This window comes from Nocardia neocaledoniensis, from assembly GCF_003182135.1.
GTDB classification, from domain to species: domain Bacteria; phylum Actinomycetota; class Actinomycetes; order Mycobacteriales; family Mycobacteriaceae; genus Nocardia; species Nocardia neocaledoniensis.
In genome coordinates this window covers 292,441-315,260 of record NZ_QGTL01000004.1, presented here as the reverse complement: position 1 = coordinate 315,260, position 22,820 = coordinate 292,441, and the positions used below count along the sequence as shown (strand labels likewise).

Sequence of the window (22,820 nt, the reverse complement as noted above, 5' to 3'; positions counted from 1 at the left end):
CGCATCACATGCCGAGTTCCAAGTTACCCGGATCACCCGCTTCGCGTCAGGTGAACAGGGGCAACCGCGCGGCGCTCACACCTTGGCGGGTTCGGCCTGACGCGGGTCGGCGGGGTCCTCGGCCGCGTCGGCGAGGCGCAGCTGCGCGGTCTGCTCGGCCGCGGGTACCTCGGGCTGTTCGACCTGCTCGGGCTGTTCGGGCTCGTCGACGGCGGGCTCCGCCGCCGCGGCCTCGGCCGGCGGTTCGGCGACCGGCGGCGCGGGGGCCGGGACCGGCTGCACCGCAGTGCCTTTCGTGGGGATATCGATACCGAGCTCGCCGCGGGTCGTCTCCACCAGTGCCCGCTCCTGCTCGGCCGCGTGCCGCATCGCCTTCTGCCACAGCGAGGCCATCTCCTCGAGCTCCTCGACCGTGGCCTCGGGGTCGATGTGCAGCTTGAGCCGCTGCATCGTGATGTGCTGGGCGGCGGTGAGGGTGCGCAGCAGGTCTTCGCATTTGTTCGGGATGCGGCGGTGCGCGACGACCCGCAGCCTGGTGAGCATGGCGGTCGGGCGGTCCCAGATGACCTTGTGGATCTGCGCGCCGACCCCGTCGATCTCCTCCACGGTGACCAGGTCCCACTCGCCGCAGCTGGTCAGATCGGCGCGCACCGACGCCGAGGTCTCCAGGATCGAGGCGACCGCGGCCAGCACCGCTTCGCGGCGCCACGCCTCGTGATCACGTTGGTCGCCAACCATGTTCGACAGCTCGACGTGGCGCTGCGCGGCGTCCAGCGCCTGCCTGCCGCGCTCGTCGGCGGCCGCGATGCCCTCGCGGTGCGTGCGGTTGTTGACGATGACGCCGGCGAGAACTGCGGCGGCGACGGGGAGCGAGCCGAGGAGGGGGAGCCACTGAGTCACCCGCCGATCATTGCATCGAGGCACCGCGCAGTCACCATGATCGGCGCGTTGCCCGGGGATGTCACACGGAGTGTCGTGCTCAGCGCGGCGCGGGAACGCGGTGCAGAAAGTCCACGAGCGGGGCCAGTTCGGGGATCTCCTCGGCGTCGGCGAGCGCCTGCTCGAGGGTTCGGTCGTGCGTCGGGCGCGCCTTTTCGTAAGCGGCCCTTCCGGTTTCGGTGAGCTCGGTGTAGATGCCGCGGCGATCGTCGGCGCACAGCACCCGGACGAGGAAGCCGCGGTCCTCGAGCCGGTTCACCAATCGTGTTGTCGCGCTCGCCGACAGCGCGGCGGCGCGGGCGAGCTGGGAGATCCGCATGTGCCAGCCGTCCTGGCGGGCCAGCGCGTCGAGCACGGTGTATTCGACGACCGAGAGTTCGTGCTCGCGCACCAGCTCGCGCTCGAGCGCGGTCTCGATGTGTCCGTGCAGTGCGGCCAGGGTGCGCCAGCCGGTCGCCCGCACCTCGACGGCGTCATCAGCAATACCCATGTGCCGAGTATAGCTGGCGGTTGCAATAGAGCGCGTGTGCAACTATCGTCGCCTGCAGTTAGTTGCACACGCGGGTTATCGGCTTTTGATGAAAGGAAGCGTTCACATGCCACTCGGCCTCATCGCTCTCGCGCTCGGGGGCTTCGGCATCGGACTCACCGAGTTCGTGATCGCCGGGCTGCTGTCGCCGGTCGCCGCCGACCTCGGCGTCTCGGTGCCGACCGCGGGCTATCTCATCTCCGGCTACGCGCTCGCCGTCGTCGTCGGCGCGCTCGCGCTCACCCCGGTGGTCAACCGCTGGCAGCCCAAGCGGGCCTTGCAGCTGCTCATGGTGCTGTTCACGGTCGGCAACGCGGCCTCGGCGCTCGCGCCCGGCTATGCCGCCCTGCTCGGCGGCCGTGTGCTCGCGGCGCTCGCGCACGGTGCCTTCTTCGGTATCGGCGCCGTGCTCGCCGCGACACTGGTGGCACCGGAGAAGAAGGCGGGCGCCATCTCGATCATGTTCGGCGGGCTCACGATCGCCAATGTGCTCGGGGTTCCGCTCGGCACGTTCATCGGCCAGCAGTGGGGCTGGCGCGCGACCTTCGCCGTGATCACCGTCGTCGGCCTGCTCGCCCTGGCCGGTATCACCGCGCTGGTCCCCGACGCGCCCGCGAGCGCCACGCGCCCGGACCTGCGTGCCGAGCTGTCGGTCTTCCGCAACACCCAGGTCTGGTATTCGCTGGTCATGACCGTGCTGGTGTTCGGTGGCATGTTCGGCGCGTTCATGTACATCGAACCCCTGCTCACGCGCGTCACCGGCTTCTCCGATGAACTGGTGCCGTGGTTGCTCGTGCTGTTCGGGCTCGGCCTGTTCCTCGGCAACCTGTTCGGTGGCCGCTGGGCCGACCGCGCGCTGACGCGCACACTGATCGGACTCGCCCTCGCGCTCGCGGTCGCCCTGGCCGCCTTCGCGCTGCTGGCCGACAGCAAGATCGCGGCGCTGCTGTTGCTGCCGGCCATGGGCTTCTTCGGCTTCGGCGCAACGCCCGGCTTGCAGATGCGGGTGCTCGATCACGCGGGCGCCGCGCCGACACTCGCGTCCTCGGCCAATATCGCCGCCTTCAATGTCGGCAACTTCCTCGGCGTGTGGCTCTCGGGCCTGGCGATCAGCGCGGGGTTCGGCTGGGTCTCGCCGCTGTGGGTCGGTGTGGGCTTCGCGGTGACCGGGCTGGCGGTGTTGCTCGTGGCCACCAGGTCGCGGGCGGAATCGCCGACGGTCGCGGAACCCATTGCGGTCCAGGGGTAGTGGCGGGATATTGACGAAAGTTGTCATATCAGCCACTAGCGTGTGAGCCTCCTCGCCGAAATCATAGGATGAAATGGGTGAGTGCCGTGCTCCCCACGGGATTCGGAAATGGTGGGTGAGCCGGGTGAGTAGGCGCGGGTGGGTCCTGTTCCTCGCCCTCGGAGTGATCTGGGGTGTGCCGTACGCGATGATCCGCATCGCGGTCGAGAGCATCGACCCGGTGGTCGTCGCGTTCGGTCGCACCGCGATCGGCGGCCTGCTCCTCTTACCGATCGCCCTGTACACCAACGCCTTCCGCGGCGTCCTCGCGCGCTGGCGGATGCTGCTGGCCTACACCGCCGTCGAGATCATCGGCCCGTGGGTGCTGCTCGGCTACGCCGAACAGACCCTGCACAGCTCCACCGTCGGCATCCTGCTCGCCGCGGTGCCGCTGATCGCCGTCGTCCTGGTGACGACGCTCGGCCACGACCGCTTCGACGGCCGCCGCACGCTCGGCCTCGCCGTCGGCTTCGCCGGCGTCGCGGCCCTGGTCGGCCTCGACATCGACCTCACCGCGCCGGCTGCGCTGGGCGCGGTGGCCGTGGTGACCATCGGCTACGCCATCGGCCCGATCATCTACGACCGCACCCTCGCCGATCTGCCCGCGCTCGGCGTGGTCACGGCGTCGCTGCTGCTCGCGGCGCTGGTCTACACCCCGTTCACCGCGGCGTCCTGGCCAGAGCGCATCCCCGCCGACGCGGCCTGGTCGGTGCTCGGGCTCGCCGTGATCTGCACGGCCGCCGCGTTTCTCGTGTTCTTCGCGCTCATCGCCGAGGTCGGCCCGGCGCGGGCCACCGTGGTCACCTACATCAATCCCGCCGTGGCGATCGTCCTCGGCATCGCGGCGCTCGGCGAACCGTTGACCATCGGCATGGCGATCGGCTTCCCGCTCGTCATCATCGGGTCGATCATCGGCACCCGCAGCGCCACCGCTCCCGTGCGCGACGCGGTGCCCGTTCGTACCTGAACACACGAAAACCCCGGCGGGCAGTGCGCCCGCCGGGGTTTCGCGTCGGTGCCTAGTTCGTCGGGGCCGGCGTGGTGGTCGTCGGCGCGACGGTGGTGGTCGGCGCCACCGTGGTGGTGGGCGCCGGGGTGGTCGTCGTCGGGACGGGCGCTCCGGCCTGGTTGGTCGCGGGCTCCTGCACCACCGGCGCCTGCGTCGTGGTCGACGGGGTGGTCGTCGACGGGGCGACCGTGGTCGACGGAGCGGTCGTGCTCGTGCCCGTCTGCGAGGTCGACGACGGGGCCGTGGTCTTGGCCGTCGTCGTGCTCGACTTCGCGGTCGTGGTGCTCGGCGCGGCCGAGGTGGTGGTCGTCGCGGGCTTGGTCGGCGCCGCCAGCGCGGCGGTCACGTCGGCGTCCTCCGGCGCGGACTTGGTGTTCACCTGCTCGCCCGCCTGCGCCTGCTTGGCGAGGTGGGTCAGCCACGCCGCGGCGTACTCGGCCGAGGTGAGCGGCTTGCCGTTGGCGGCGTCGGAATCACGCCAGTAGTCGAAGTGGTGGCCGGTGCCGTTCGGGCCGAGGGTGAGCTGGTACGGATCGCTCAGCGCCACCGGGATCGTGTTCTGGTTCGTCACGATCAGCCCGACGATCTCGTTGAACACCTTCTGCGGCAGGTACGCCAGCGGCGAGATCTGCTCGGCCGCGATGGTGTCGGCCTTGGCGGGCGCCTTGGTCTCGCCCGGCTTGTAGTCCGGATCCGAGACCTTCAGCAGCACCTCGAGGAAGGTCTCGTCGCTGGCCATCCAGTTCGGGTTGGCGGCGATGTCGGCGAAGGCCGCCATCGCGATCCGGCCGAGCGTGAACGCCATGTCCTGGCCGGTGGCCGGGGTGAGGCCGTCGCGCTGCAGGTCGTCGACGTTGATCTGCCTGCCCACGTTCGCGGCCAGCTGCAGCAGGGAGATGTTCTCCGGCGCGGCGCAGGTGAGGTCGCCCTCGGAGCAGAACGAGGCGATCTTGCCGTTGAGCGCGCCGAAGCCGCCGCCGGTGGTCGCGCCCTGACCGGAGATCGGCTTGGTGCCGTTCTGGTACTTCTGGTCGAAGCCGTCGGGGTTGGCGAACGGGTCCTCGGCGCCGATGAACGGGCCGTCTCCGGCCTTACGGCCCGGGTCGGCGAACATCACGACGCCGAGCACGTCATCGGGGTCGACGGTGGCGTAGCCGTCGGCCGGGTCGTCGTTGCCGATGCCCTCGGCGACGCGGCGCACCACATCGGCGCCCTCGCTGTAGCCGACGATGGAGAACTTGGTGTCCGGGCAGGCCGCCGAGATCTCCCGCATCACCCGCTGGGTGTTGGCGACGCCGGCGTTCACCGCGTCCTCGTAGGTCGACATGTCGGCCGGGTAGGCGATGTACACGGCCGCGTACTCGCCCTCGGCGAGGTCGTCACGCGGCGCGTTCACCACCGGATCGACCCACACGCTGGAGTGATCGCCCGAGAGCGCGGCGGGCAGCGGATTGCCGTTGGCGTCGAGCAGCATCGCGGTGGTGCCCTCGACCGGGGTGTCGTTGCGGCCGGCGACGGAGATGGTCACCATCTCGCGGCACTCGGTGACCGAGGTGGTGAGCTCGTAAGTCGGAGACTCGGGTCCCGATGTCACCGCGAACGACGCGGCGACGATGGCCGCGACGCCCAGCGCGGCGGGCGCGGCGACAGCCGAGGCGATGCGATGTTTCGCAAGGAACTCGCGCAGATTCATAGTCTGATCCCGTTCGGAAAACCTACAGGTGGGCAGGCCCCCCGACGGGCCGTTTGTCACGGGGATTGTCGCGGCACCCCGCGAGATCGTTACTGGGGCGAACAGGAGTCGTCGTCGGGTCGCCCGCGCGATCGCGAGCGCGCCGGGAGCGACCGGCCCCGGGTCGCCCCGAGGTTGCTCGCTCGTCGGGTATCGACTGATCGACCGGCGGCACCATAGAATTGTCTATCGCTGTGCCGCGTTTTCCGGGTCCTCGGGACGATCGAATCTCCGCCTGTTCGAATTGGTATCCAAGAAGGTGACCGATGTCCGTTTCCCGGAATGTTCTGGCATTGATCTGCACGCTGGGAGTGCTTGCCGCGGCGTGCTCCTCGGACGAGAGTGCCCAGACACACGAAGACCCCGCACGGGCCGAGGCGATCATGCAGATCGTCGACGACTACATGCGCGAAGCGCACCTGAAATCGGTGATCGTGCGCGTGACGATCGACGGCGAGGAGATCGTCACCGAGGCGCGTGGCGAATCCATGACCGGTGTCCCCGCCACCACCGACATGCATTTCCGCAACGGCGCCGTCGCCATCTCCTATGTCTCGACGCTGTTGCTGATCCTGGCCGACGAGAAGAAATTGAGCCTCGACGACAAACTCTCGAAATACCTGCCCGACATTCCCAACGCCGACCGCGTGAACCTGCGTCAACTCGCCCAGATGACCTCGGGCTACCACGATTTCGTGCTGGGTAACGAGAAGTTCGCCGAGATCGCCTATGCCGACCCGTACAAGGCGTGGACCACCCGCGACCAGCTGGCACTGGCGATCGACGATCCGCTGTGGTTCGAGCCGGGCACCAACTGGGCCTACGCGCACACCAATTACGTACTCCTCGGGCTGGCGCTCGAGCGGGTCACCGGCAAGTCGCTCGCCGACGCCCTCCAGGAGAAGGTCCTCGACCCGCTCGACCTGAAGAACACCACCCCGAACCTCACCCCCTACATTCCCGAGCCGGTGCTGCATTCGTTCACCTCCGAACGCCGCGAATATTTCGGCATCGCGGCCGACGTCCCGTTCTACGAGGAGGCGACGTACTGGAATCCGTCGTGGACCCTCAGCCACGGCGCCATCCAGACCAGCGATATCCGGGATCTGGAGCGCAGCGCCGTCGCCATCGGCAGCGGCGAATTGCTCTCCGAGGAGTCGTATCGGGCGATGACGACCACCGATCTGCGCGGCAAGACGACGGCGGTCCCCGGCTGCGTGAATTGCCGACCGCTCGACGATTTCCAGACCTATGGCCTCGGCCTGTGGCTCACCGGTGACTGGTCGTATCAGAACCCGCTGTTCTACGGTTGCGCCGCGGTGAACGCCTATCTGCCGTCGAAGAAGATCGCGATCGCGGTCGCCGTCACCTATCTGCCCGAGGCGTTCAGTGCCTCGGGCGGCTACTCCAACGGCGGCGACGCGCTGTTCCGCAAGATCGGCGCGTACCTCGCCCCCGACGACGCGCCACCGGTCAAGCGCGAGGCCCCACCGCAGGGCGGGTCGTAGCCGATGGCCGATTGGGACGGCGCCGGCTATGCCCACATCAGCGGGCTCCAGCGCGCGATGGCCACCGCCGCGATGGAGTCGGTCTCGGTGACGGGTTCCGAGCGGGTGCTCGACATCGGGTGTGGCGACGGCTATGTGACGCGCCTGATCGCGGCGCGAACACCAGGCGGTTCCGTGCTCGGCCTCGACCCGTCACCGCGGATGATCGAGGTCGCGCGCTCCGCCGACGACCAGCTCACCAACGTCGACTTCCAGGTCGGCGATGTCACGACCATGACCTTCCCGCCCGAATTCGACCTCGTCGTCTCCTTCAACGCCCTGCACTGGGTCGCCGACCAGGAGACCGCGTACCGCGATATCGCGGCGGCGCTCGCGCCGGGCGGCCGGGTGCTCGTGCAGTACGTCTGCGACGGCGCGCGGCCCAGCGTCGAGGACGTCGCGACGGCGGTCACCGGCGAACCCCGCTGGTCGGCGGCGTTTGCCGGCTTCCCCCGTCCGTACGTCCACATCGACCCCGCTGCCCTGCCCGCGATCGTGACGCCCGCCGGCCTCGCGGTCACCGAACAGTCCGTCACCGACCGGGAATGGGACTTCGGTTCCCGCGCCGCCTTCGTCGGCTGGTGCACGGTCGGCTTCACGGACTGGACCGCCCGCCTGCCCGCCGCCGAGGTGCCCGCCTTCGTGGACGAGGTGGTCGACCGCTACGAAGCGGTGGTCGGCCGTCCGGGGCTGTTCCGGTTCCTGCAGTTGCGGGCCGAACTGGCGCGGGCATAGGGGTGCTCGCGGACCCGCTTCGCCTACCCGGCGTCCAGCCCGGCGACTTCCCGGACCGAATCGGCGATGGCACGAAAGTCCTTGCGCAGGATGGCGCCGTGGTTGCTCGGAACCTTCGCGCCGATCCGGATGTTCGGATTGCGCGTGGTCGCCGCGTCCAGGCCGCTCCGAATCTTCTCCTGCTCGTCCTTCTTGCTGCCGAACGAGGTGCCCGAGGCCACCACGTACCGCACCGGGACGGTGATCGCGTCGAGCACGGGACCGAGCGCGCTCTCCCGCGAGAGCTCGCCGAGCTCGATATTGCTCTCGGCCTGCTGCGCGGCGTTCATGCGCGGGACGAGCCCGGTCGGGCGCAGCAGCGGCATGAGCGGGCTCAGCCGCTTGAACAGCGTGCGGATCCGCTGCTCCATCGCGTCGTCGAGCCAGTCGTAGGGGAACGCGCCGTCGACGAGGACCGCGCCGATCGCGCGCTCCGGATTCCTGCGCGCCCAGTGCGCCCCGACGACAGCCCCGTAGGACCAGCCGACGACCAGCGCCCGATCGACGCCGCGGGCGGCGAGCACCGCGTCGACATCCCGCACGGCGGCCTCGAACGAATAATCGGCCGAGGTCCCGGACTTGCGGCCGCGCGCCCGCTCGTCGAAGGTGATGTGCCGGAACCCGGGACCGAGTTCGGCGATGGTCTTGCGCCAGTACCCCTGCGTCGCGAACTGGCCGTTGAGGTAGACCACCGGGATCCCGTCGCCGCCGGTGTCGGTGACGGCCAGCGCGGTGTCGTCCACGGCGACCGTGCCGGTCCAGGTGGTGTGGTCGGAAGCGGTGTGCAGTGCGGACATTCGCGATCAGCTCCTCGGTTCGTACTCGGTGAATGCGAGTACTCTCACGCCCCGCGCTGACACGGACCTGACACGTCCCTGACGCCCGCGCTGACACCGCGCCCGCTCACCAGATGTCGGCCCATCGCGGCCGTTCCGGCACGTCGTACCCGGCCGCGCGGCCGCGCACGAGCAGCGGCAGCTCCGCACCCACCGGCGAGCGCTCCACCAGGCGTTCGGCCGTTCGCCGGCGGAACTGGTTGAACGCGAACTCCTTGCTCATCGAGCGCGTGACTCCCGTTGCGGGATGGACGAATTCCACCGCGATCTTCACGTGGTGGAAGGAGATGACGTTGTTGGTCGGGTGGACGACGCGGTGCCGGAGCTCGGTCACCCGCGCGGTCACCGGGGTCGCGTACCGGCGCAGATACGCCCGCCGTGCCCACCAACCGAGCGCGAGCACGAAGGGCCACGTGATCAGCCCGAACAGCAGGCTGCCCAGCAGGGCGAACACCACGGCGGCATCGTTGCCGGACCACCGCGCCAGCCGGAACGCGATGTCCATCGTCACGGTGAAATAGGCGACCACCGCGGCCGTCGAGACCAGCCAGTACAGCGGCACCATCGAACTGAACAACGGCCTGCTACTCATCCCCACCCTCTTCCGATCTCACCGGCGATGGTAGCGAGGGCGCCTACGCGAGTTGCGATTCGTCGAACCTGGCCCTGGCCAGCTCGACCTCCGGAAGCGTGTCGGCGGTCCACAGCAGCAGCGCGTCGATGAGCCCCTGCAGGGTCCGGCCGACAGGCGAGATCCGGTATTCGACGGCGACCGGGCGGGTCTGGATCACCACCCGCTCGACCATCCCGTTGCGCTCGAGCCGCCGCAGCGCCGTGGTGAGCGACTTCTGCGTCACCACCGGGACAGCCCGGCGCAGCTCGTTGAACCGCAGCGGCTGATCGCACAGCGCCTCCATGATCTGCAGCGACCACTTGTCGAGCATCTGATCCAGCAGCTCACGGTGCCGTGCGGTGAGCTGCGGGGTGTCCTCGGTTTCCTGCATGACACCTAGTCTCGTTGAAGTGCCCTTCGAATACCACGTATACATCGGATACCTAGTCCGACAGTGAAGGGAACCCCCTTGTCCGTGCAGCTCATGACCCCGCCGAACATGTTCGGTCCCGTTCCGTACCACCATGTCTCGATCAGCACCGGTGCCCGGCACGTGCACGTCGCCGGGCAGATCGCGCGCGACGCGGAAGGCAACCCCGTCGCACCGGGCGACCTCGCCGGTCAGCTGGCATGCGCCCTCCGCAACACCGCCCGCGGCCTGGCCGGCGCCGGCGCGTCCTTCGCCGACGTCGTCCGGCTCCGCTTCTTCGTCACGAACTGGACCCCCGACAAGTACCCCGAGTTCCTCGACGGCATCAACCAGGTGGCCGAGGAACTCGCGCTGCCCGATCCGCTCCCACCCCTGTCCGCCATCGGCGTCGACTACCTCTTCGAGCCCGACGTCCTCGTGGAAGTGGAGGCCTACGCGGTTCTCGACTGACCGGCGCGGCACACGGACTCAGCGGCCAGCGCGGGGTTCTACCCGGACAGCAGGTCCAACGTGCCGAACCGGTGGGCGCTCCAGATTCTCCTGGAACGTTCCTCCGGGTAGGGGCTGACGGTGGCGGTCGCGTCGTAGATCTGCGTGCTGCGACCCTGTGGCGTGTAGGGATCCCAGCCGGGTTCGCCCGTCGTGGCGAATTCCACCCAGTCGGCGCGCAGAGCCCGGGACACGCCGCTGACCTCGTCGGCGGCGCCCGGGTGCGCGGCGCGGTGGCGGCGGATCTCTTCGGCGCCGAGGGTGCCGAAGAGGAGCAGGAAATCGAGGCAGTGGGAGGCGCCCTGCTCGGAGCTGAAACTCCAGCGCAGTTCATACATCCACGCGCGTCCGCCGCCCGCCCGCGCGGACTCGGCCAGATGCACGCTCGGCATGCGGAAGAGCCAGTCCGCGTTGAGGATTTCCCGCCGCTGTGCGGTGGAGGCGTCGGGATAGGCCGCCGCGTAGGCATCGCGAAGATCCGCGCCGGGCGAGAGATGGTCGAAGGGGTCGACTGTTTCGGTGCCCGGCCGCGAGGTGTAGAGCCGGAACTCGTCACGGGTGTGCCCGACGAGCAGGTCGATACCGCGGGCCGCCCCGCCCGCCAGCGCGCGCCACGGTGCGTCCGGGAGCACGAGTCCGTCGACGACCGGCGAGAATGGTGTCGGCGTCAACGCCATCGGTCCCCAGGACTCGGCGAATCGCGGCATCTTCGCCAGGACGGCCGCGGTCGCCGCGGTCAGCGCGCGGGGCGAGTGCCGCGCGAGGTCATCGAGATCGGCTCGCGCGCCGACCTCGCCGGCGATCGCCGCGGTGACGGCGGCGGCGAGCCGCTGGGAGAAGTAGGTGCCCGGCATGCTCTGGCAGATCGCCCGCCCGAACAGTCCGCGCGCGCTCGGCATCGTGAGCAGCGCGGCCACGCAGGCTCCGCCGGCTGACTGACCGAAGACGGTCACCCTGGCGGGATCGCCGCCGAACGCGGCGATGTTGTCCCTGACCCATCGCAGGGCGGCGATCTGGTCCAGAATCCCTCGGTTGTCCGGCGCGCCGGCGATATGTCCGAACCCATCGAGGCCGACCCGGTAGTTCATGCTCACCACCACGACGCCGGACCGAGCGAGCAGCGCGCCGTCGTAATGCGGGTTCGAGGTGTGGTTTTCGAGATAGGTCCCGCCCTGAATCCACACCATCACCGGCAGTGCGGCGGAGCCGAGGTCGGGCGTCCAGACATTGAGTGTCAGACACTCCGCCGACCCGTCTGTCGGTACCCGGGTGGTCGACGTCATCACCGAACCCGTCTGTCCCGCTTGCGGAACCGACGGCCCGAACGCCAGCGCGTCGCGGGTGCCCGACCACGGAAGAACTGCCACGGGAGCCCGGAAGCGGAGCGACCCGACCGGTGGTTGCGCGAACGGAATGCCGCGAAAGACGGCGACGCCGCCTTCCCAGCTGCCCCGCACCGTTCCGGGGACAGTGCGTATCTCGGTGAACTGGCTCATCGAAACAGCTTGCCCCCGAAAGGTTCGCGGCGTGCGCCGATCAGGTGGCGGCCGCCGTGATCACGCGGCCGCCCGTCAGCGTCGTTACGCCGAGGGTGATGGCGGCACCCGCGACGATGACGAGTACGTACGGCAGCGGTGCCAGGGCAGCCAGGGGATCGCCGGTCTTGGTGACCGCGAACGGCACGGTGCTCGCGAAGGCGCCGAGACTGCCGACGACGGCGCTCACGGCCACCGCCGCGGCGGTTTCACCGATGAGCATGCGCCGCGACTGCCCGGCCGTGGACCCGATGAGGTGCAAAGCGGCGAATTCGGCGTGGCGACGCGTGATAGAGGCGATCAGGTTGTTGGACAGGGCGATTGCCATGAACGCCGCGATGAGAGCGACCACCAGATAGTTGATCGCGGCCATGAGCTGCCCTTCGCCACCCGCGGCACCGTACTGATTCTCGATGCCCTGCATGGACAGGGTCCCCGCGGCGACGCCGATGAACAGCGTCAGGAAGGTGACCGCGGGCCGCACCCGCTCCGGGGCCGCGGCGAGATTCAGTGCGGCGAGGTGTCCCGCGGCGCCCGCACGCAAGGCCGGCACCTTCCCGAAAACCCACTCCGCCACCGAGATCAGCTCGGGAGCCAGCAGACTCAGCCCGACGGCCACGAGCACGCACCCGGGCCCGGTGAGCGCGGTCGTCAAGATATCGGCCGGATCGATGGCGAGGACGGTGAACGACGACGCGAGCCCGGCGACGAGGAGCGCCGCCGCCGCGATCGGTCGGGCGCGGCCCGGGCGAGCACGCGTCCGCGATGGTTCCCCGACCGGGCTGCGCGAGGCGACGGCGCGACTGCCGATCCAGGCCGCGGCGATGCCGGCGACGAGCATCAGCGCGGCCCCGACCAGCGGCAAGGTCACTCCGGGCGAATACCCCGTCGAATCCTCGACGAGGCCGCCCGCGCGGATACCCGCCAGCAGTCCCGCGCCGAGCAGTTGCCCGCCGCCGAGGCCGGGCAGCGCCGCGACGAGCCCCACCACGGCGGTCTCGGCGACAACCATCCGCCGCACCTGCGACGGCGTCGCGCCGACGAGCCGCAGTCCCGCGATCTCCCCGGCGCGCCCCTGCATGGCTACCCCGATCGTCGAGACCATGGCGAACAGGACGATCGCCAGCACCCACCCGCCGAGGATGAGCGGGAACAGCACGAGAAAGTCCCGATCGGCCGGGGTGTCCGCGGCGAGACCGGTGCCGAGCAGTCCCGCCATGGCGGTGACCAGTGCCGTCCCGGCCGCCGCGACGACCCCGGTGGTGATCACGGAAGCGCGATGATGCGCGAACGAGCGCAGAACCAGGCCGATCATCGCGTCCGCACCTCCGCGGCCCGCTCGGCCGATTCGACCAGCACGGCCATCCGATTCGCGACCTCCCGCGCCGAGGGCCGCGCGACCCGGTCGACCAGGGCGCCGTCGGCGAGGAACAGGACCTCGTCGGAATAGGAGGCCGCGACCGGGTCGTGGGTGACCATGATGATAGTCTGCCCCTGATCGGCGAGGCTCCGCAGCAGCGTGAGAACCTCACGGGCACTGCGGATATCGAGCGCTCCGGTCGGCTCGTCCGCGAACACCACCTCGGGGTCCGTGATCAGTGCCCGCGCGATGGCGACGCGCTGGCGCTGACCACCGGAGAGCTGATCGGGGCGGTGTCCGGCCCGCTCGCGGAGGCCGACCCCCGCGAGCAGCGCCAAGGTGCGGTCGCGGTCGGGTCGTCGCCCGTCCAGGCGCACCGGCAGTTCGACATTGTCGACCGTCGACAGTGCGGGCAGCAGATTGAACGACTGGAAGACGAAGCCGATCCGGCGCCTGCGCAGCTTCGCCAGCTCGGTCTGGTCCATCGCCTCCAGCGGCTGCCCGTCGAAGGCGATGTGGCCGGAGGTCGGCGTCTGGAGCCCGGCGGCGCAGTGCAGCAACGTGGTCTTGCCGGAGCCCGACGGGCCCATGATCGCGGTGAACGATCCCGCGGCCACGTCCAGGTCGACGCCACGCAGCGCGTGCACCGATCCGCTCTCGCCGGGATATTCGCAACGCAGCCCGCGCAGCCGCAGGACCGGCGGGCTCGAAGTGGTGGTGTGCATGGGCTTCCCCTTCGGTTGGGTAAACGATCGTTGTAAACGAACGTTTATCTATACTATAGCCGCATGAGCAACCGGGACAAGCTGCTGCAAGCGGCGCGCGACTGCCTCCTCACGCTGGGGTACGCCAAGACGACCGTGCGCGAGCTGGTCAAGGCCTCCGGGGCCAACCAGGCGTCGATCAACTACCACTTCGGATCGAAGGAACGGCTGCTCACCGACACGCTGCACGAGCTCAACCGCGAATGGGGCGACGTGCTCTTCGCCGCCATCGGCGACGACCCGCCGGGCCCCGCCGGCAACGAGGCTCGCTGGGAACGGATCGTCGCCTCGATCCGCGAGCACCGCGCCCTCTGGTACGTGAACTTCGAATCGGTCTCCGCCGCACGCGACGACGAGGAGATCCAGGCGATGCTCGCCGAAGGCCAGCGCGCCGCGCGCCGCTCCCTGGCCCACGCCTTCGGCGGCCTCGACCCCGACGCCGACGACCCCGACACCGTCGACGCCGTCGGCTCCCACTACTTCGCGCTGCTCGTCGGCGTCGCGAGCCAATGGCTGGCCGACCCCGACCACGCCCCCACCGCCGCCCGCATCGTCACGGCCGACTCGGGCGGCGCCGCTCGATGACGTCGCCGGGGCGCGGCGGTCGGTAGGTCAGGCCGGATGCCGGGGCTCGAGGTCCAGCTCTGCCCATACGGTCTTGCGGTCGCGCCCGGCGGTGCATGCCCACGCGGTGGCGAGCCGGTCGACCAGGATCAGTCCGCGCCCTCCGGTGCCCTGCGGCGCACGCGGCCGCGGCCTCCCGGGATCGGTGTCGTCGACTTCGACCCGGACCCGCTGCGGGCGGAGCCGGACGCGGCATCGCCGGGGTGCGGCTCCGTGCAGTCGGGCGTTGCTGGTGAGCTCGTCCATCACCTGGACCACATCGGCCACCACGGTCGGGGGCAGATCCTCCAGCAGCTCGCGTACCCGTGCCCGCGCCGATCCCGCCGCGACCGCATCCAGATCCAGGTCCAGCCCGGCGGAGCCGACCGGATACCAGTACCCGTTGGTCAGCGACCCGCCGAAGCGCTCACACAGCACCTTCAACGCGTATCCATAGGCCCATCCCTCGGTGCCACTGTCGGCTCCCCAAAGAACAACTCCCGCAACGCGGTGCGCGTCTCCGGGGAATCCAGCGCGGACGCATGCACCTCGAGCATCCACGCGAAGAAGTCCGCAGGGTCCGCCGTGAACGTCGAGGGCGCCCGCACAGCTCCTTGAGTTGCGCGCGGTGGAACCTGACTGCGACGAGTGAGCCTCGTCGGCCACGACTGCACATCGCCTCCCCCGAAGTTCCTTGATGGGCTTTATAACCTCGGGGAACGTCTGCAGTGTGCTGGTGACGATGTGGTCGCCCTCAAGAAGCGCCTTCTGCAGCTGCGGTGACTTTGCCCCGGACCTCTTGAGAGCGCACGAGACACGCTGACAGGCCTTGGAAGCGCGGATCGCGCCGCCGCGCGTAGCTCAGAACAGCACGACGGAGGTTGGCCGGGAGCTGAGGTATCCACATCGACAAATGCGCATTTGTCGAGGTGTGGCTGCGTCGTCAGCGAGGGCGAAGCGGTGAGCACCAGCAACTCAATCCGGACAAGATTGGACCGGCGGGTGCAGTGCGTGGGATGGGCGGGCTGTACCCTCAAGCCCTGCATGATCCTCCCGCTTCGGACGGCAGTACTGAGGCTGGGTCGTCGTTAACGTCTGCCGCTACTTCGAGTGTTACATGGCTTGCGGGTAGTCTCTGATTGAGTTTGGTCTAGGAAGGCGGTGGGGAGAAGATGGCTCGTTCTGACCTTCTGCTGGACTTGGTAGAGGCTGAACGTCGCGGTGATCGTGACCGGTTTCGGCTGCTGGTTGAGGCGTTGATCGCCGAGGAACGAGCCAATCAGCACCATCTGCTTGCTGACCGGTTGTCTGAGCTGATTACCACCACGGGGCACAGCAAGCCCCGCGACGATCACGCGGCCTCGGTCCGTGATCTTGTGCAGGAGATCGTTCCACAGCGACGCTTAACCGAACTTGAGCTCGAACCCACCACGCGACGTGTGTTAGGTGAGTTGGTAGAGGAACAGAAGCGGTCGGACCTGCTACGAAGTTTCGGAATCGAGCCCCGCAATCGCCTACTGCTAGCTGGACCGCCGGGTAACGGCAAGACCAGCGTCGCGGAAGCCATAGCCGCCGAACTGATGCTGCCGTTCTACGTCATTCGGTATGAGGGAGTAGTCTCAAGCTTCCTCGGTGAGACAGCTGCGCGGCTCGACAACGCCTTCGAGTTCGTACGCACCCGTCGATGCGTATTGTTCTTCGACGAACTCGATACGATTGCCAAAGAACGAGCCGACGAACACGAAACCGGTGAGATCAAACGCGTGGTCTCCACACTGTTGCTACAGGTCGATCGCTTGCCGCCGCACGTCATCCTGATCGGTGCGACCAACCATGGGGAATTGCTGGACCGAGCGGCGTGGCGGCGATTCCAGGTTCGCGCCGAACTGCGTTCTCCGAGCCGAGCACAAGCAACGAAGTATCTTGAGGTACTAGCTGGGAGGCTCGGTGGAGACCTCGGATATACACCCCGGACCATCGCCGACAAGCTCGCCGGATCGAGTTTCGCCGAGCTGGAAGAGTTCGCACTCGACGTCCGTCGCCGCGCCATCTTGGAGCTTCCGGACGCCGACCTCCGCCGGATCGTGCAAGAGCGACTTGAATACCGCCGCACACAGGCAACAGAGTGAGCACTGACTCGCGCCCGTTGCTGGCCTTACCGGTTCCAGAGGTCGGTCCTCGGGCGAAAGGATCACCAAGCGCAGGCCCACGGCTGAAGAAGCCCGGCGCCGAGCGCCAGGGCAACAAATTGACGCCCCAGTTCAACGCGCTCGTCCAAGCCTTCGAGAATCGGCGTGCTCAATTGTCTGACGGGCCTGTTGAGGAACTGGATCCTGAGCTCGTCGTCGTTTTTGATCTCGCGGGCAGCGTCAAAGACTTCCGCAATGCGGTGGCGAAAATCGACGGACTTGAGTTCCTTTCGGAGTATCTGGACGAAGACACTGACCCGGATGAAGATTTCTTCCTAGAAGATCGCGACGGACCCACTGATGGTGCTGTAGCCCACTCGTTATATCTGGTCATGTCCAACGCAGCCGCGGTGGCGCAGCTGCTCAACTTGTTCGAGCGTTGGAAGCTTGACCCGGGCGCCGCATTTGACCGTGGCTTGGCGAAGTTCAAATCCGTTTTCGCGCAGTTGCATTCGATACGCCGATGGGATGTGTCGGACCGTATTCGTGATACCGGCCTTATCGACGACTGGACACAGCGGCTGGCGCTGGTTGGCCAGTCTTACAGCCCTGCTGCGGTGGAGATCGAACTGTGGTTCCGACGTGACCGCGACCAGCGGGCAAGCTCGCAAGGACACGTCGAGGCGCTCATATCCTCAGCGGGCGGCACAGTAGTCTCCACTGCACAGATCACCGAGATTGGCTACCACGCCATACTCGCCGAAATACCGATACAACAAGTTCAAGCGGTCGTAGACACCGGCGCCGAAGCGATTCAGTTGCTCACCGCCGAAGAGATCATGTTCGTCAGCCCGTACACTCCGATGAGTGTGTCCGAACCCACTGTCGAATCCGTGCCGACACCGGACCTTCCCCGGCTCCCCGTCGGCGAGCGGATCGATGGTAAGCCGCGGATCGCTTTGCTGGACGGACTGCCTTTTGTAAATCACGATGCATTGGTCGGCCGTCTCAGTGTGGACGATCCGGACGATATCGGTTCGGGATACTCGGTAATGAGCCGCCGCCATGGCACCCATATGGCATCACTTATAGCTCATGGCGACCTGTCCAGCCCTGGCCCGGCTCTGGACCGACCACTCTACGTTCGTCCTATCATGGAGCCCAACGACTTCGGTGGCGAACAGGTTATCGCGACGGTACTTTTCCCCGACCTGCTTCACCGGGTGATACGGCGGATGTATGACGGAGAGGGTGGACAAGCCCCCACCGCGCCCAGCGTACGCATAGTCAACCTGTCTATCGGCTCAACCTCCCGAGCGCTCGTTCGCCATATGAGTCCAATTGGGCGACTGCTCGATTGGCTCGCAGTTGAGTACAATCTGCTGTTCATTGTCAGCGCGGGCAACCACGTAAAGAGCCCGGTCACGGTCCCGTCGGCGGCCATCGGCGACGTTCAACAAGTGCGCGAAGAGGCGCTCCGCGCCGCACGACAGACCGTGCGCAGCCGTGGGATTCTGCCTCCTGGCGACGCGCTCAATTGCTTGACCGTCGGCGCAACGCATGCCGATGCCGCAGGTGACGTTCAAATACCCGACACTGTTTTGGACATTGTCGAGCCTGGGATGCCGGCGTTGTACGGCGGGGTAGGACCCGGTGTCGGGAGATCGATCAAGCCGGAGATCTACCACACCGGAGGCCGCGCCCTTTATCTGCGACCGCCCAGCTCGTGTGACGGCGAGGGCGACATCCGCATGCAACTAGCCCCCACGGAGCAAACTGGACCCGGGAACCGCGTCGCCGCGCCGGCTCCGTTCGGTGCGTCCAACACAACCATATTCACCCACGGAACTAGTAACGCAACGGCGCTGGTCACCAGGGAAGCCAGCAAACTGTTCGATCTACTTGAAGCCGGGCCAGCAGACATCGACGACTTGCCGTTCCCGGATCCGCTCTATCACCCCGTGCTCGTAAAAGCGTTGCTTGTCCACAGTGGAAGCTGGGACCATCTTGAGCCGCGCCTACGCAGCGTCCTAGGCCTCGCCCCGCAAAGCGCGCGAAAGGCTCTGACGACATTGCTCGGGTACGGTCCAATCAACCCTGACCGGTTGGGTGTCGCTGCGGGGAATCGCGCGATGCTCGTTGCGGCCGGTTCTATCAGTCGCGACGAGCGCCATACTCACCAAATCCCGCTGCCCTCGTCGCTTCATGCACAAGCTCAGTGGCGCCGGCTAACCGTCACGCTCGCCTACACGACACCTACTCAGGTTCAGATCAGCCGTTACCGCGGCGCGAAGGTGTACGCCGAAGTTGAGCTCAACGCAGCAGTGGGCGCACGTGCCCAAGCCGATTACTGGGCTGTACGGCGCGGCAGCTGCCAACACGAGATAATTGACGGGAAGAAGCCGATGGCGATCGGCGCAGACAGCAGCCTGCCCATCCATGTCGAGTGCATGAACGACGCGCAGCGCCTGCATAGGTCTGACCGCATACGTTACGGGTTGGTGGTATCCGTAGAAACTGCGGCTTCCACGTCAACAACCATCCATGACGAGGTCAGGGCAAGGCTCCAGGCGCAATCCACGGTGCACGTCCCCGCCCGTTTGCGTTCCTGATCGACTGCGTATTTCATGTCAGATCTGGCCAGATGGGCGATGCCCCGCGCGATACGAGTCGCACTCGCCTCAATGATCTGACCGACTACACATCATCGCACTGCCTAATCACACCGGACGGACCTGTTGGCCTTTCAGCATGACCTGTCATCGTCGATGCCGCCTGCCTGGTCTAGAAGTAGTAGGCGGTAAGGCAGGTGTTGGGTTGGTCGGATCGCGTGGCCATACACGCTTGCTGGTTGGTTTCGTGCATGTTGGCGTGTCGGAACGGCCCGGCACGCTGCCCGTTCGTCCCAACAAATGCAAAACCGCAGGTCGCTGTCCCAAGATCCCAACGTGTTGCGCGTCTGTCCCAACATTTGCCGCGAGCGGCAAGCGGTCAGCCCCTGGCCATGTCCACGAAGCGGCTCAGGTGCAGCTGGTGGGCAACGGTGATGGTCGCGGTGGGGCCGTTACGGTGCTTGCCGACGATGAGGTCGGCCTCGCCGCCGCGGGGGTCGTCGCGTTCGAAAGCGTCGGGACGGTGCAACAGGATGACCATGTCGGCGTCCTGCTCGAGGCTGTTGTGAGCTGAAATGCCCTGCGCCACGAAGTTGTGCGTGCCGGGAACGGTTCCGTCGTAGACGTCCTGTTCGCCGAGGCTGGTGATTTCGACGATCTTGTCCCAGAACACATCGTTCGTGGCAAGCATGTCGATGTCGGCGTCGTCGAGGACGGCCGCGACACGGGCCAGCCGGGACCGACTGGGCGAGCGCTTCCACATCGTGCTGCCGCAGAAGCGAGAGCCCATTGCCGCGGAGAACTCGCGGTGCGTCATCTCCTTGTCGGCGAGCAGCGTTCGGACACGGTTCCACACCTCGCTCGGGACGGTGTCGACGTTCGTATTCCGGGTCATCGGTGCCAATTCGGCGAGCGCGGCCTCTGCGGACGAGCCCCGGGCGCCGTGTACGCCGACATCGCGCAGGAATTTCGTCTGGTTCTCGCCACCGTCGATCGTCAGGTGGAAGCACGGGCGGTAATCGCCCTTCCGAACGGTCTTGATGCGACCATGAACACCGAGGCGTAGCAGCAATTGGTTCACGTCGTCGACGAGACGACGGCTTGTCGACGCGTAGTACACGCGGGCCTGCCCGGCTTTGGCGTCCCAGCGCACCGACCCATCTGTCGCCCACAGATGTCGCAGAAACAGCGCGACTTGGTCGTTCGGCAGCGCGAATACCGGTTCGGGGATGAACTTCTCGTAGCTGCGAAGACCGAACAGACCGAGCGAGTCGAGCCACGCCGCGATCGGGTTCCGTTTGCCGTGGGTGAGCCGATAGGGCGCCGGCAGTCGCAGCGTGGTGACTCGGGCAGCCGCGTACTCGTCACGGACCGCCGTGACGCCGAAGTGCTCAGCAGCGCTGCTGACGGCGGCGAGGTTCTCCTCGTCGACACTGGCATAACGGACCGGCTGTCGCTTGACGCAGGAGCCGTCCCCGATCATGTGCGCGAGCATCACGATTTCCGCTTCGGGAAGGCGGGTCGTGTGTACGGGCTCGGGGACCAGCCGTGGCGTCGCGAGCCGATCACCAGGTTTCAGCTGATCGAGCGCGATCCAGCCGTCCACGGTGAGGAATGGGTGGTTGCCGGTGGCTTCGACCTCACGACCGGATGCCAGGCGGAGCCGGAACACCTCTTTGCGCCCGCTGGGGAAAACCTTCACCATCGGGCGGGCGACCATCCGCATGCGTTCGTCGAGCGACCACACGAGCGGCTGTTCTCCGCTGGACAACAACTCACCCAGGGTTACTTCCGCTCCGGTGTCGGCGCGCAAGATACGGGTCGACGCTGGCATGCAGCCTGATTCGCGAAGGTCGGAGACCATCGGCCGCTTATCGGTTCGTTGCTCGGGACCACGGTTCAGCTGGGAGATCGCGATCACCGGAACTTCGAGTTCCTTGGCGAGCAGCTTCAGATTTCGCGAGAAATCCGAGACTTCCTGCTGACGCGATTCGACCTTCTTGCCGGAGGTCATCAGCTGGAGGTAGTCGACAACCACGAGTTTCAGATCGTGACGCTGCTTGAGCCGCCGCGCCTTCGCCCTGATCTCCATCATGGTCAGGTTCGGCGAATCGTCGACGAACAGCGGCGCCTCGCTGATCTCACTCATGCGGCGTGCCAGCTTGGTCCAGTCGTCGTCACTCATCCGACCGGAACGCATATCGCCGAGTTTGATCTTCGCCTCAGCGGAGAGCAGGCGCATGACGATCTCGGTGCGGCTCATCTCGAGCGAGAAGATGACGCTGGCCAGTCCGTGCTTGATCGAGCAGCTGCGCATGAAGTCCATGCCCAGCGTCGAATTGTGTGTCGGCACCAGCGAGCGGCCGGCGAGGTACATGTGGTCGGCATTGTCGACCTCGACGCAGCGAACCGGCAGCGGGTCGATCTTGCGGACGTCGACGATCTGGCGGGCCCTGGAACGGGCGGTGCTCGGCACCGCATGGGTGTAGTTGTCCCGAGGCGTGCGCAGGCTGTGCGCGATCTCGCCGGTCGTTCGAACTGCGGGGTGGGGGGCCAGCGTGGGGGCCAGTGTCGTCCACTGGTGCTCCTCGTCGGCGACGATCACGGTGCCGTCCGAGAATTCGACCTCGTAGCAGGGGCGGTCGGACATCACTTCGGTGGTGGCGACGATGCGGGTGGGGCGCCCGTCGGGGCCGAGCAGTTCGTCCCCGACCCGAACCTCACCCATCGTGGTCCAGCCGGTCGGCGTCGGTAGTGGAGTGTCCAGCGCGAGCGCCTTACCCACACCGGGTCGCGCCGCCACGATGATCATCTGGCCCGGATGGAGGCCGTTGGTGAGTTCGTCGAGTTCGGTGAAGCCGGTGGGGACGCCGAGGGAGATGCCGCCGCGGGAGGCGATGGAGTCGATCTCGTCCATGGTGGGCTGGAGGAGTTCTTCCAGCGGCATGAAGTCTTCGGTGGTGCGGCGTTCGGTGACCTCGTATACCTCGGCTTGGGCGCGGTCGACGACCTCGGCGATGTCCTGGCCGTCGGCGCCCGCGTAGCCGAACTGGACGATGCGGGTGCCCGCTTCGACGAGGCGGCGCAGGATGGCCTTCTCGGCGACGATCTCGGCGTAGAACCCGGCATTGGCGGCCGTGGGGACGGTCTGGGTGAGGGTCACCAGGTAGGGGGCGCCGCCGATGCGCTTGAGCTCGCCGCGGCGGTCGAGACCGGCGGCGACGGTGACGGGGTCGGCGGGTTCGCCGCGGCCGTACAGGTCGAGGATCGTGTCGTAGACGGCCTGGTGGGCGGGGCGGTAGAAATCGCCGGGGCGCAGCACCTCGACCACGTCGGCGATGGCGTCCTTGCTGAGCAGCATGCCGCCCAGGACCGACTGTTCGGCGGCCATGTCGTGCGGGGGCTGACGCCCGAAGTCCTCGCCGGGCGGCTCGGGCGGAAAGTCGGTATGCGCGCGGTCACCGGTGGTAGTCACCAGAATCGACCGTCCTCTCTGCCCGCAGAACCGGGGGTTTCACATCGATGAACTCGTTGTACTCCCGGGCACCGACACGAATGTCAGCTATCGGTTGCCTGCGCGCTTCCCGGGGCCGTGCGCAGGGCGATGCGACGAACCTAGGCGACGATTTCG

Annotated in this window: 19 protein-coding genes; 8 read left to right on the top strand and 11 right to left on the bottom strand. The window is 67.4% G+C overall.

Going from position 1 to position 22,820, the window contains the following annotated elements; all coding sequences use genetic code 11:
- Positions 1 to 75 precede the first annotated feature (75 nt).
- Together DFR69_RS13425 and DFR69_RS13420 are read right to left on the bottom strand one after the other, a co-directional pair.
- Positions 76 to 900, bottom strand: coding sequence for a hypothetical protein (locus DFR69_RS13425; RefSeq protein ID WP_110037849.1), 825 nt, complete (start codon positions 898 to 900; stop codon positions 76 to 78).
- A 79-nt stretch (positions 901 to 979) separates the two neighbouring features.
- Positions 980 to 1,429, bottom strand: a complete 450-nt coding sequence (locus DFR69_RS13420) for a MarR family winged helix-turn-helix transcriptional regulator (RefSeq protein WP_110037848.1) — start codon at positions 1,427 to 1,429, stop codon at positions 980 to 982.
- A gap of 106 nt (positions 1,430 to 1,535) precedes the next feature.
- Between DFR69_RS13420 and DFR69_RS13415 the strand changes: the two genes are divergently transcribed.
- Together DFR69_RS13415 and DFR69_RS13410 are read left to right on the top strand one after the other, a co-directional pair.
- Positions 1,536 to 2,717 carry an MFS transporter gene (locus tag DFR69_RS13415; RefSeq protein ID WP_110037847.1) on the top strand — a complete coding sequence of 394 codons (1,182 nt, stop codon included), beginning with the start codon at positions 1,536 to 1,538 and terminating at the stop codon, positions 2,715 to 2,717.
- A gap of 124 nt (positions 2,718 to 2,841) precedes the next feature.
- Entirely contained in the window at positions 2,842 to 3,723 is an 882-nt protein-coding gene (locus DFR69_RS13410) for a DMT family transporter (RefSeq protein ID WP_110037846.1), read from the top strand.
- A gap of 52 nt (positions 3,724 to 3,775) precedes the next feature.
- On the opposite strand, the gene DFR69_RS13405 is transcribed toward DFR69_RS13410, so the two are convergent.
- Positions 3,776 to 5,458, bottom strand: a complete 1,683-nt coding sequence (locus tag DFR69_RS13405) for a cutinase family protein (protein ID WP_110037845.1) — start codon at positions 5,456 to 5,458, stop codon at positions 3,776 to 3,778.
- A 305-nt stretch (positions 5,459 to 5,763) separates the two neighbouring features.
- Here DFR69_RS13405 and DFR69_RS13400 point away from each other — a divergent pair, with 305 nt between their 5' ends.
- Together DFR69_RS13400 and DFR69_RS13395 are read left to right on the top strand one after the other, a co-directional pair.
- Positions 5,764 to 7,005, top strand: a complete 1,242-nt coding sequence (locus DFR69_RS13400) for a serine hydrolase domain-containing protein (protein ID WP_110037844.1) — start codon at positions 5,764 to 5,766, stop codon at positions 7,003 to 7,005.
- A gap of 3 nt (positions 7,006 to 7,008) precedes the next feature.
- Positions 7,009 to 7,779, top strand: coding sequence for a class I SAM-dependent methyltransferase (locus tag DFR69_RS13395; RefSeq protein ID WP_110037843.1), 771 nt, complete (start codon positions 7,009 to 7,011; stop codon positions 7,777 to 7,779).
- 23 nt (positions 7,780 to 7,802) lie between these two features.
- On the opposite strand, the gene DFR69_RS13390 is transcribed toward DFR69_RS13395, so the two are convergent.
- From DFR69_RS13390 to DFR69_RS13380, 3 genes are all read right to left on the bottom strand, one after another.
- Complete coding sequence (locus tag DFR69_RS13390) at positions 7,803 to 8,615, bottom strand: alpha/beta fold hydrolase (RefSeq protein WP_110037842.1); 813 nt, start codon at positions 8,613 to 8,615, stop codon at positions 7,803 to 7,805.
- Positions 8,616 to 8,721: 106 nt separating this feature from the next.
- The gene (locus DFR69_RS13385; protein ID WP_146229282.1) at positions 8,722 to 9,246 is read right to left on the bottom strand and encodes a hypothetical protein; all 525 of its coding nucleotides are present in this window, start codon (positions 9,244 to 9,246) and stop codon (positions 8,722 to 8,724) included.
- 43 nt (positions 9,247 to 9,289) lie between these two features.
- Complete coding sequence (locus DFR69_RS13380; RefSeq protein WP_110037840.1) at positions 9,290 to 9,658, bottom strand: winged helix-turn-helix transcriptional regulator; 369 nt, start codon at positions 9,656 to 9,658, stop codon at positions 9,290 to 9,292.
- A 78-nt stretch (positions 9,659 to 9,736) separates the two neighbouring features.
- On the opposite strand from DFR69_RS13380, the gene DFR69_RS13375 reads away from it, so the two are divergent.
- Positions 9,737 to 10,147 carry a Rid family hydrolase gene (locus DFR69_RS13375; protein WP_110038268.1) on the top strand — a complete coding sequence of 137 codons (411 nt, stop codon included), beginning with the start codon at positions 9,737 to 9,739 and terminating at the stop codon, positions 10,145 to 10,147.
- Positions 10,148 to 10,185: 38 nt separating this feature from the next.
- On the opposite strand, the gene DFR69_RS13370 is transcribed toward DFR69_RS13375, so the two are convergent.
- From DFR69_RS13370 to DFR69_RS13360, 3 genes are read right to left on the bottom strand one after another with little or no spacing between them, the layout of a single operon-like run.
- Positions 10,186 to 11,682 (bottom strand): carboxylesterase/lipase family protein, encoded by a 1,497-nt coding sequence (locus DFR69_RS13370; protein WP_110037839.1) that lies wholly within the window; start codon positions 11,680 to 11,682, stop codon positions 10,186 to 10,188.
- A 40-nt stretch (positions 11,683 to 11,722) separates the two neighbouring features.
- Positions 11,723 to 13,036, bottom strand: a complete 1,314-nt coding sequence (locus DFR69_RS13365) for an FtsX-like permease family protein (RefSeq protein ID WP_110037838.1) — start codon at positions 13,034 to 13,036, stop codon at positions 11,723 to 11,725.
- Complete coding sequence (locus DFR69_RS13360) at positions 13,033 to 13,806, bottom strand: ABC transporter ATP-binding protein (protein ID WP_110037837.1); 774 nt, start codon at positions 13,804 to 13,806, stop codon at positions 13,033 to 13,035. The genes DFR69_RS13365 and DFR69_RS13360 overlap by 4 nt, the downstream gene beginning before the upstream one ends.
- A 63-nt stretch (positions 13,807 to 13,869) precedes the next feature.
- Here DFR69_RS13360 and DFR69_RS13355 point away from each other — a divergent pair, with 63 nt between their 5' ends.
- Entirely contained in the window at positions 13,870 to 14,430 is a 561-nt protein-coding gene (locus DFR69_RS13355; RefSeq protein ID WP_110037836.1) for a TetR/AcrR family transcriptional regulator, read from the top strand.
- A gap of 27 nt (positions 14,431 to 14,457) precedes the next feature.
- Here the strand turns inward: DFR69_RS13355 and DFR69_RS35550 are convergent, their stop codons facing one another.
- Complete coding sequence (locus DFR69_RS35550; protein ID WP_341867799.1) at positions 14,458 to 14,886, bottom strand: ATP-binding protein; 429 nt, start codon at positions 14,884 to 14,886, stop codon at positions 14,458 to 14,460.
- 734 nt (positions 14,887 to 15,620) lie between these two features.
- Here DFR69_RS35550 and DFR69_RS13345 point away from each other — a divergent pair.
- Positions 15,621 to 16,577: an AAA family ATPase gene (locus tag DFR69_RS13345; protein WP_110037835.1), complete on the top strand. Its 957-nt coding sequence runs from the start codon at positions 15,621 to 15,623 to the stop codon at positions 16,575 to 16,577.
- Positions 16,574 to 19,189 carry a S8 family peptidase gene (locus DFR69_RS13340; RefSeq protein ID WP_110037834.1) on the top strand — a complete coding sequence of 872 codons (2,616 nt, stop codon included), beginning with the start codon at positions 16,574 to 16,576 and terminating at the stop codon, positions 19,187 to 19,189. The genes DFR69_RS13345 and DFR69_RS13340 overlap by 4 nt, the downstream gene beginning before the upstream one ends.
- Before the next feature lie 379 nt (positions 19,190 to 19,568).
- On the opposite strand, the gene DFR69_RS13335 is transcribed toward DFR69_RS13340, so the two are convergent.
- On the bottom strand, positions 19,569 to 22,664 hold the full coding sequence (locus DFR69_RS13335; RefSeq protein ID WP_167456258.1) for a replicative DNA helicase: 3,096 nt from the start codon (positions 22,662 to 22,664) through the stop codon (positions 19,569 to 19,571).
- Positions 22,665 to 22,820: the final 156 nt, after the last annotated feature.

Coding starts and splice junctions, on each gene's coding strand:
- DFR69_RS13420 (WP_110037848.1), bottom strand. CDS start 1,429: ATGGGTATTGCTGATGACGCCGTCGAGGTGCGGGCGACCGGCTGGCGC.
- DFR69_RS13415 (WP_110037847.1), top strand. CDS start 1,536: ATGCCACTCGGCCTCATCGCTCTCGCGCTCGGGGGCTTCGGCATCGGA.
- DFR69_RS13405 (WP_110037845.1), bottom strand. CDS start 5,458: ATGAATCTGCGCGAGTTCCTTGCGAAACATCGCATCGCCTCGGCTGTC.
- DFR69_RS13400 (WP_110037844.1), top strand. CDS start 5,764: ATGTCCGTTTCCCGGAATGTTCTGGCATTGATCTGCACGCTGGGAGTG.
- DFR69_RS13395 (WP_110037843.1), top strand. CDS start 7,009: ATGGCCGATTGGGACGGCGCCGGCTATGCCCACATCAGCGGGCTCCAG.
- DFR69_RS13390 (WP_110037842.1), bottom strand. CDS start 8,615: ATGTCCGCACTGCACACCGCTTCCGACCACACCACCTGGACCGGCACG.
- DFR69_RS13385 (WP_146229282.1), bottom strand. CDS start 9,246: ATGAGTAGCAGGCCGTTGTTCAGTTCGATGGTGCCGCTGTACTGGCTG.
- DFR69_RS13380 (WP_110037840.1), bottom strand. CDS start 9,658: ATGCAGGAAACCGAGGACACCCCGCAGCTCACCGCACGGCACCGTGAG.
- DFR69_RS13370 (WP_110037839.1), bottom strand. CDS start 11,682: ATGAGCCAGTTCACCGAGATACGCACTGTCCCCGGAACGGTGCGGGGC.
- DFR69_RS13365 (WP_110037838.1), bottom strand. CDS start 13,036: ATGATCGGCCTGGTTCTGCGCTCGTTCGCGCATCATCGCGCTTCCGTG.
- DFR69_RS13360 (WP_110037837.1), bottom strand. CDS start 13,806: ATGCACACCACCACTTCGAGCCCGCCGGTCCTGCGGCTGCGCGGGCTG.
- DFR69_RS13355 (WP_110037836.1), top strand. CDS start 13,870: ATGAGCAACCGGGACAAGCTGCTGCAAGCGGCGCGCGACTGCCTCCTC.
- DFR69_RS13345 (WP_110037835.1), top strand. CDS start 15,621: ATGGCTCGTTCTGACCTTCTGCTGGACTTGGTAGAGGCTGAACGTCGC.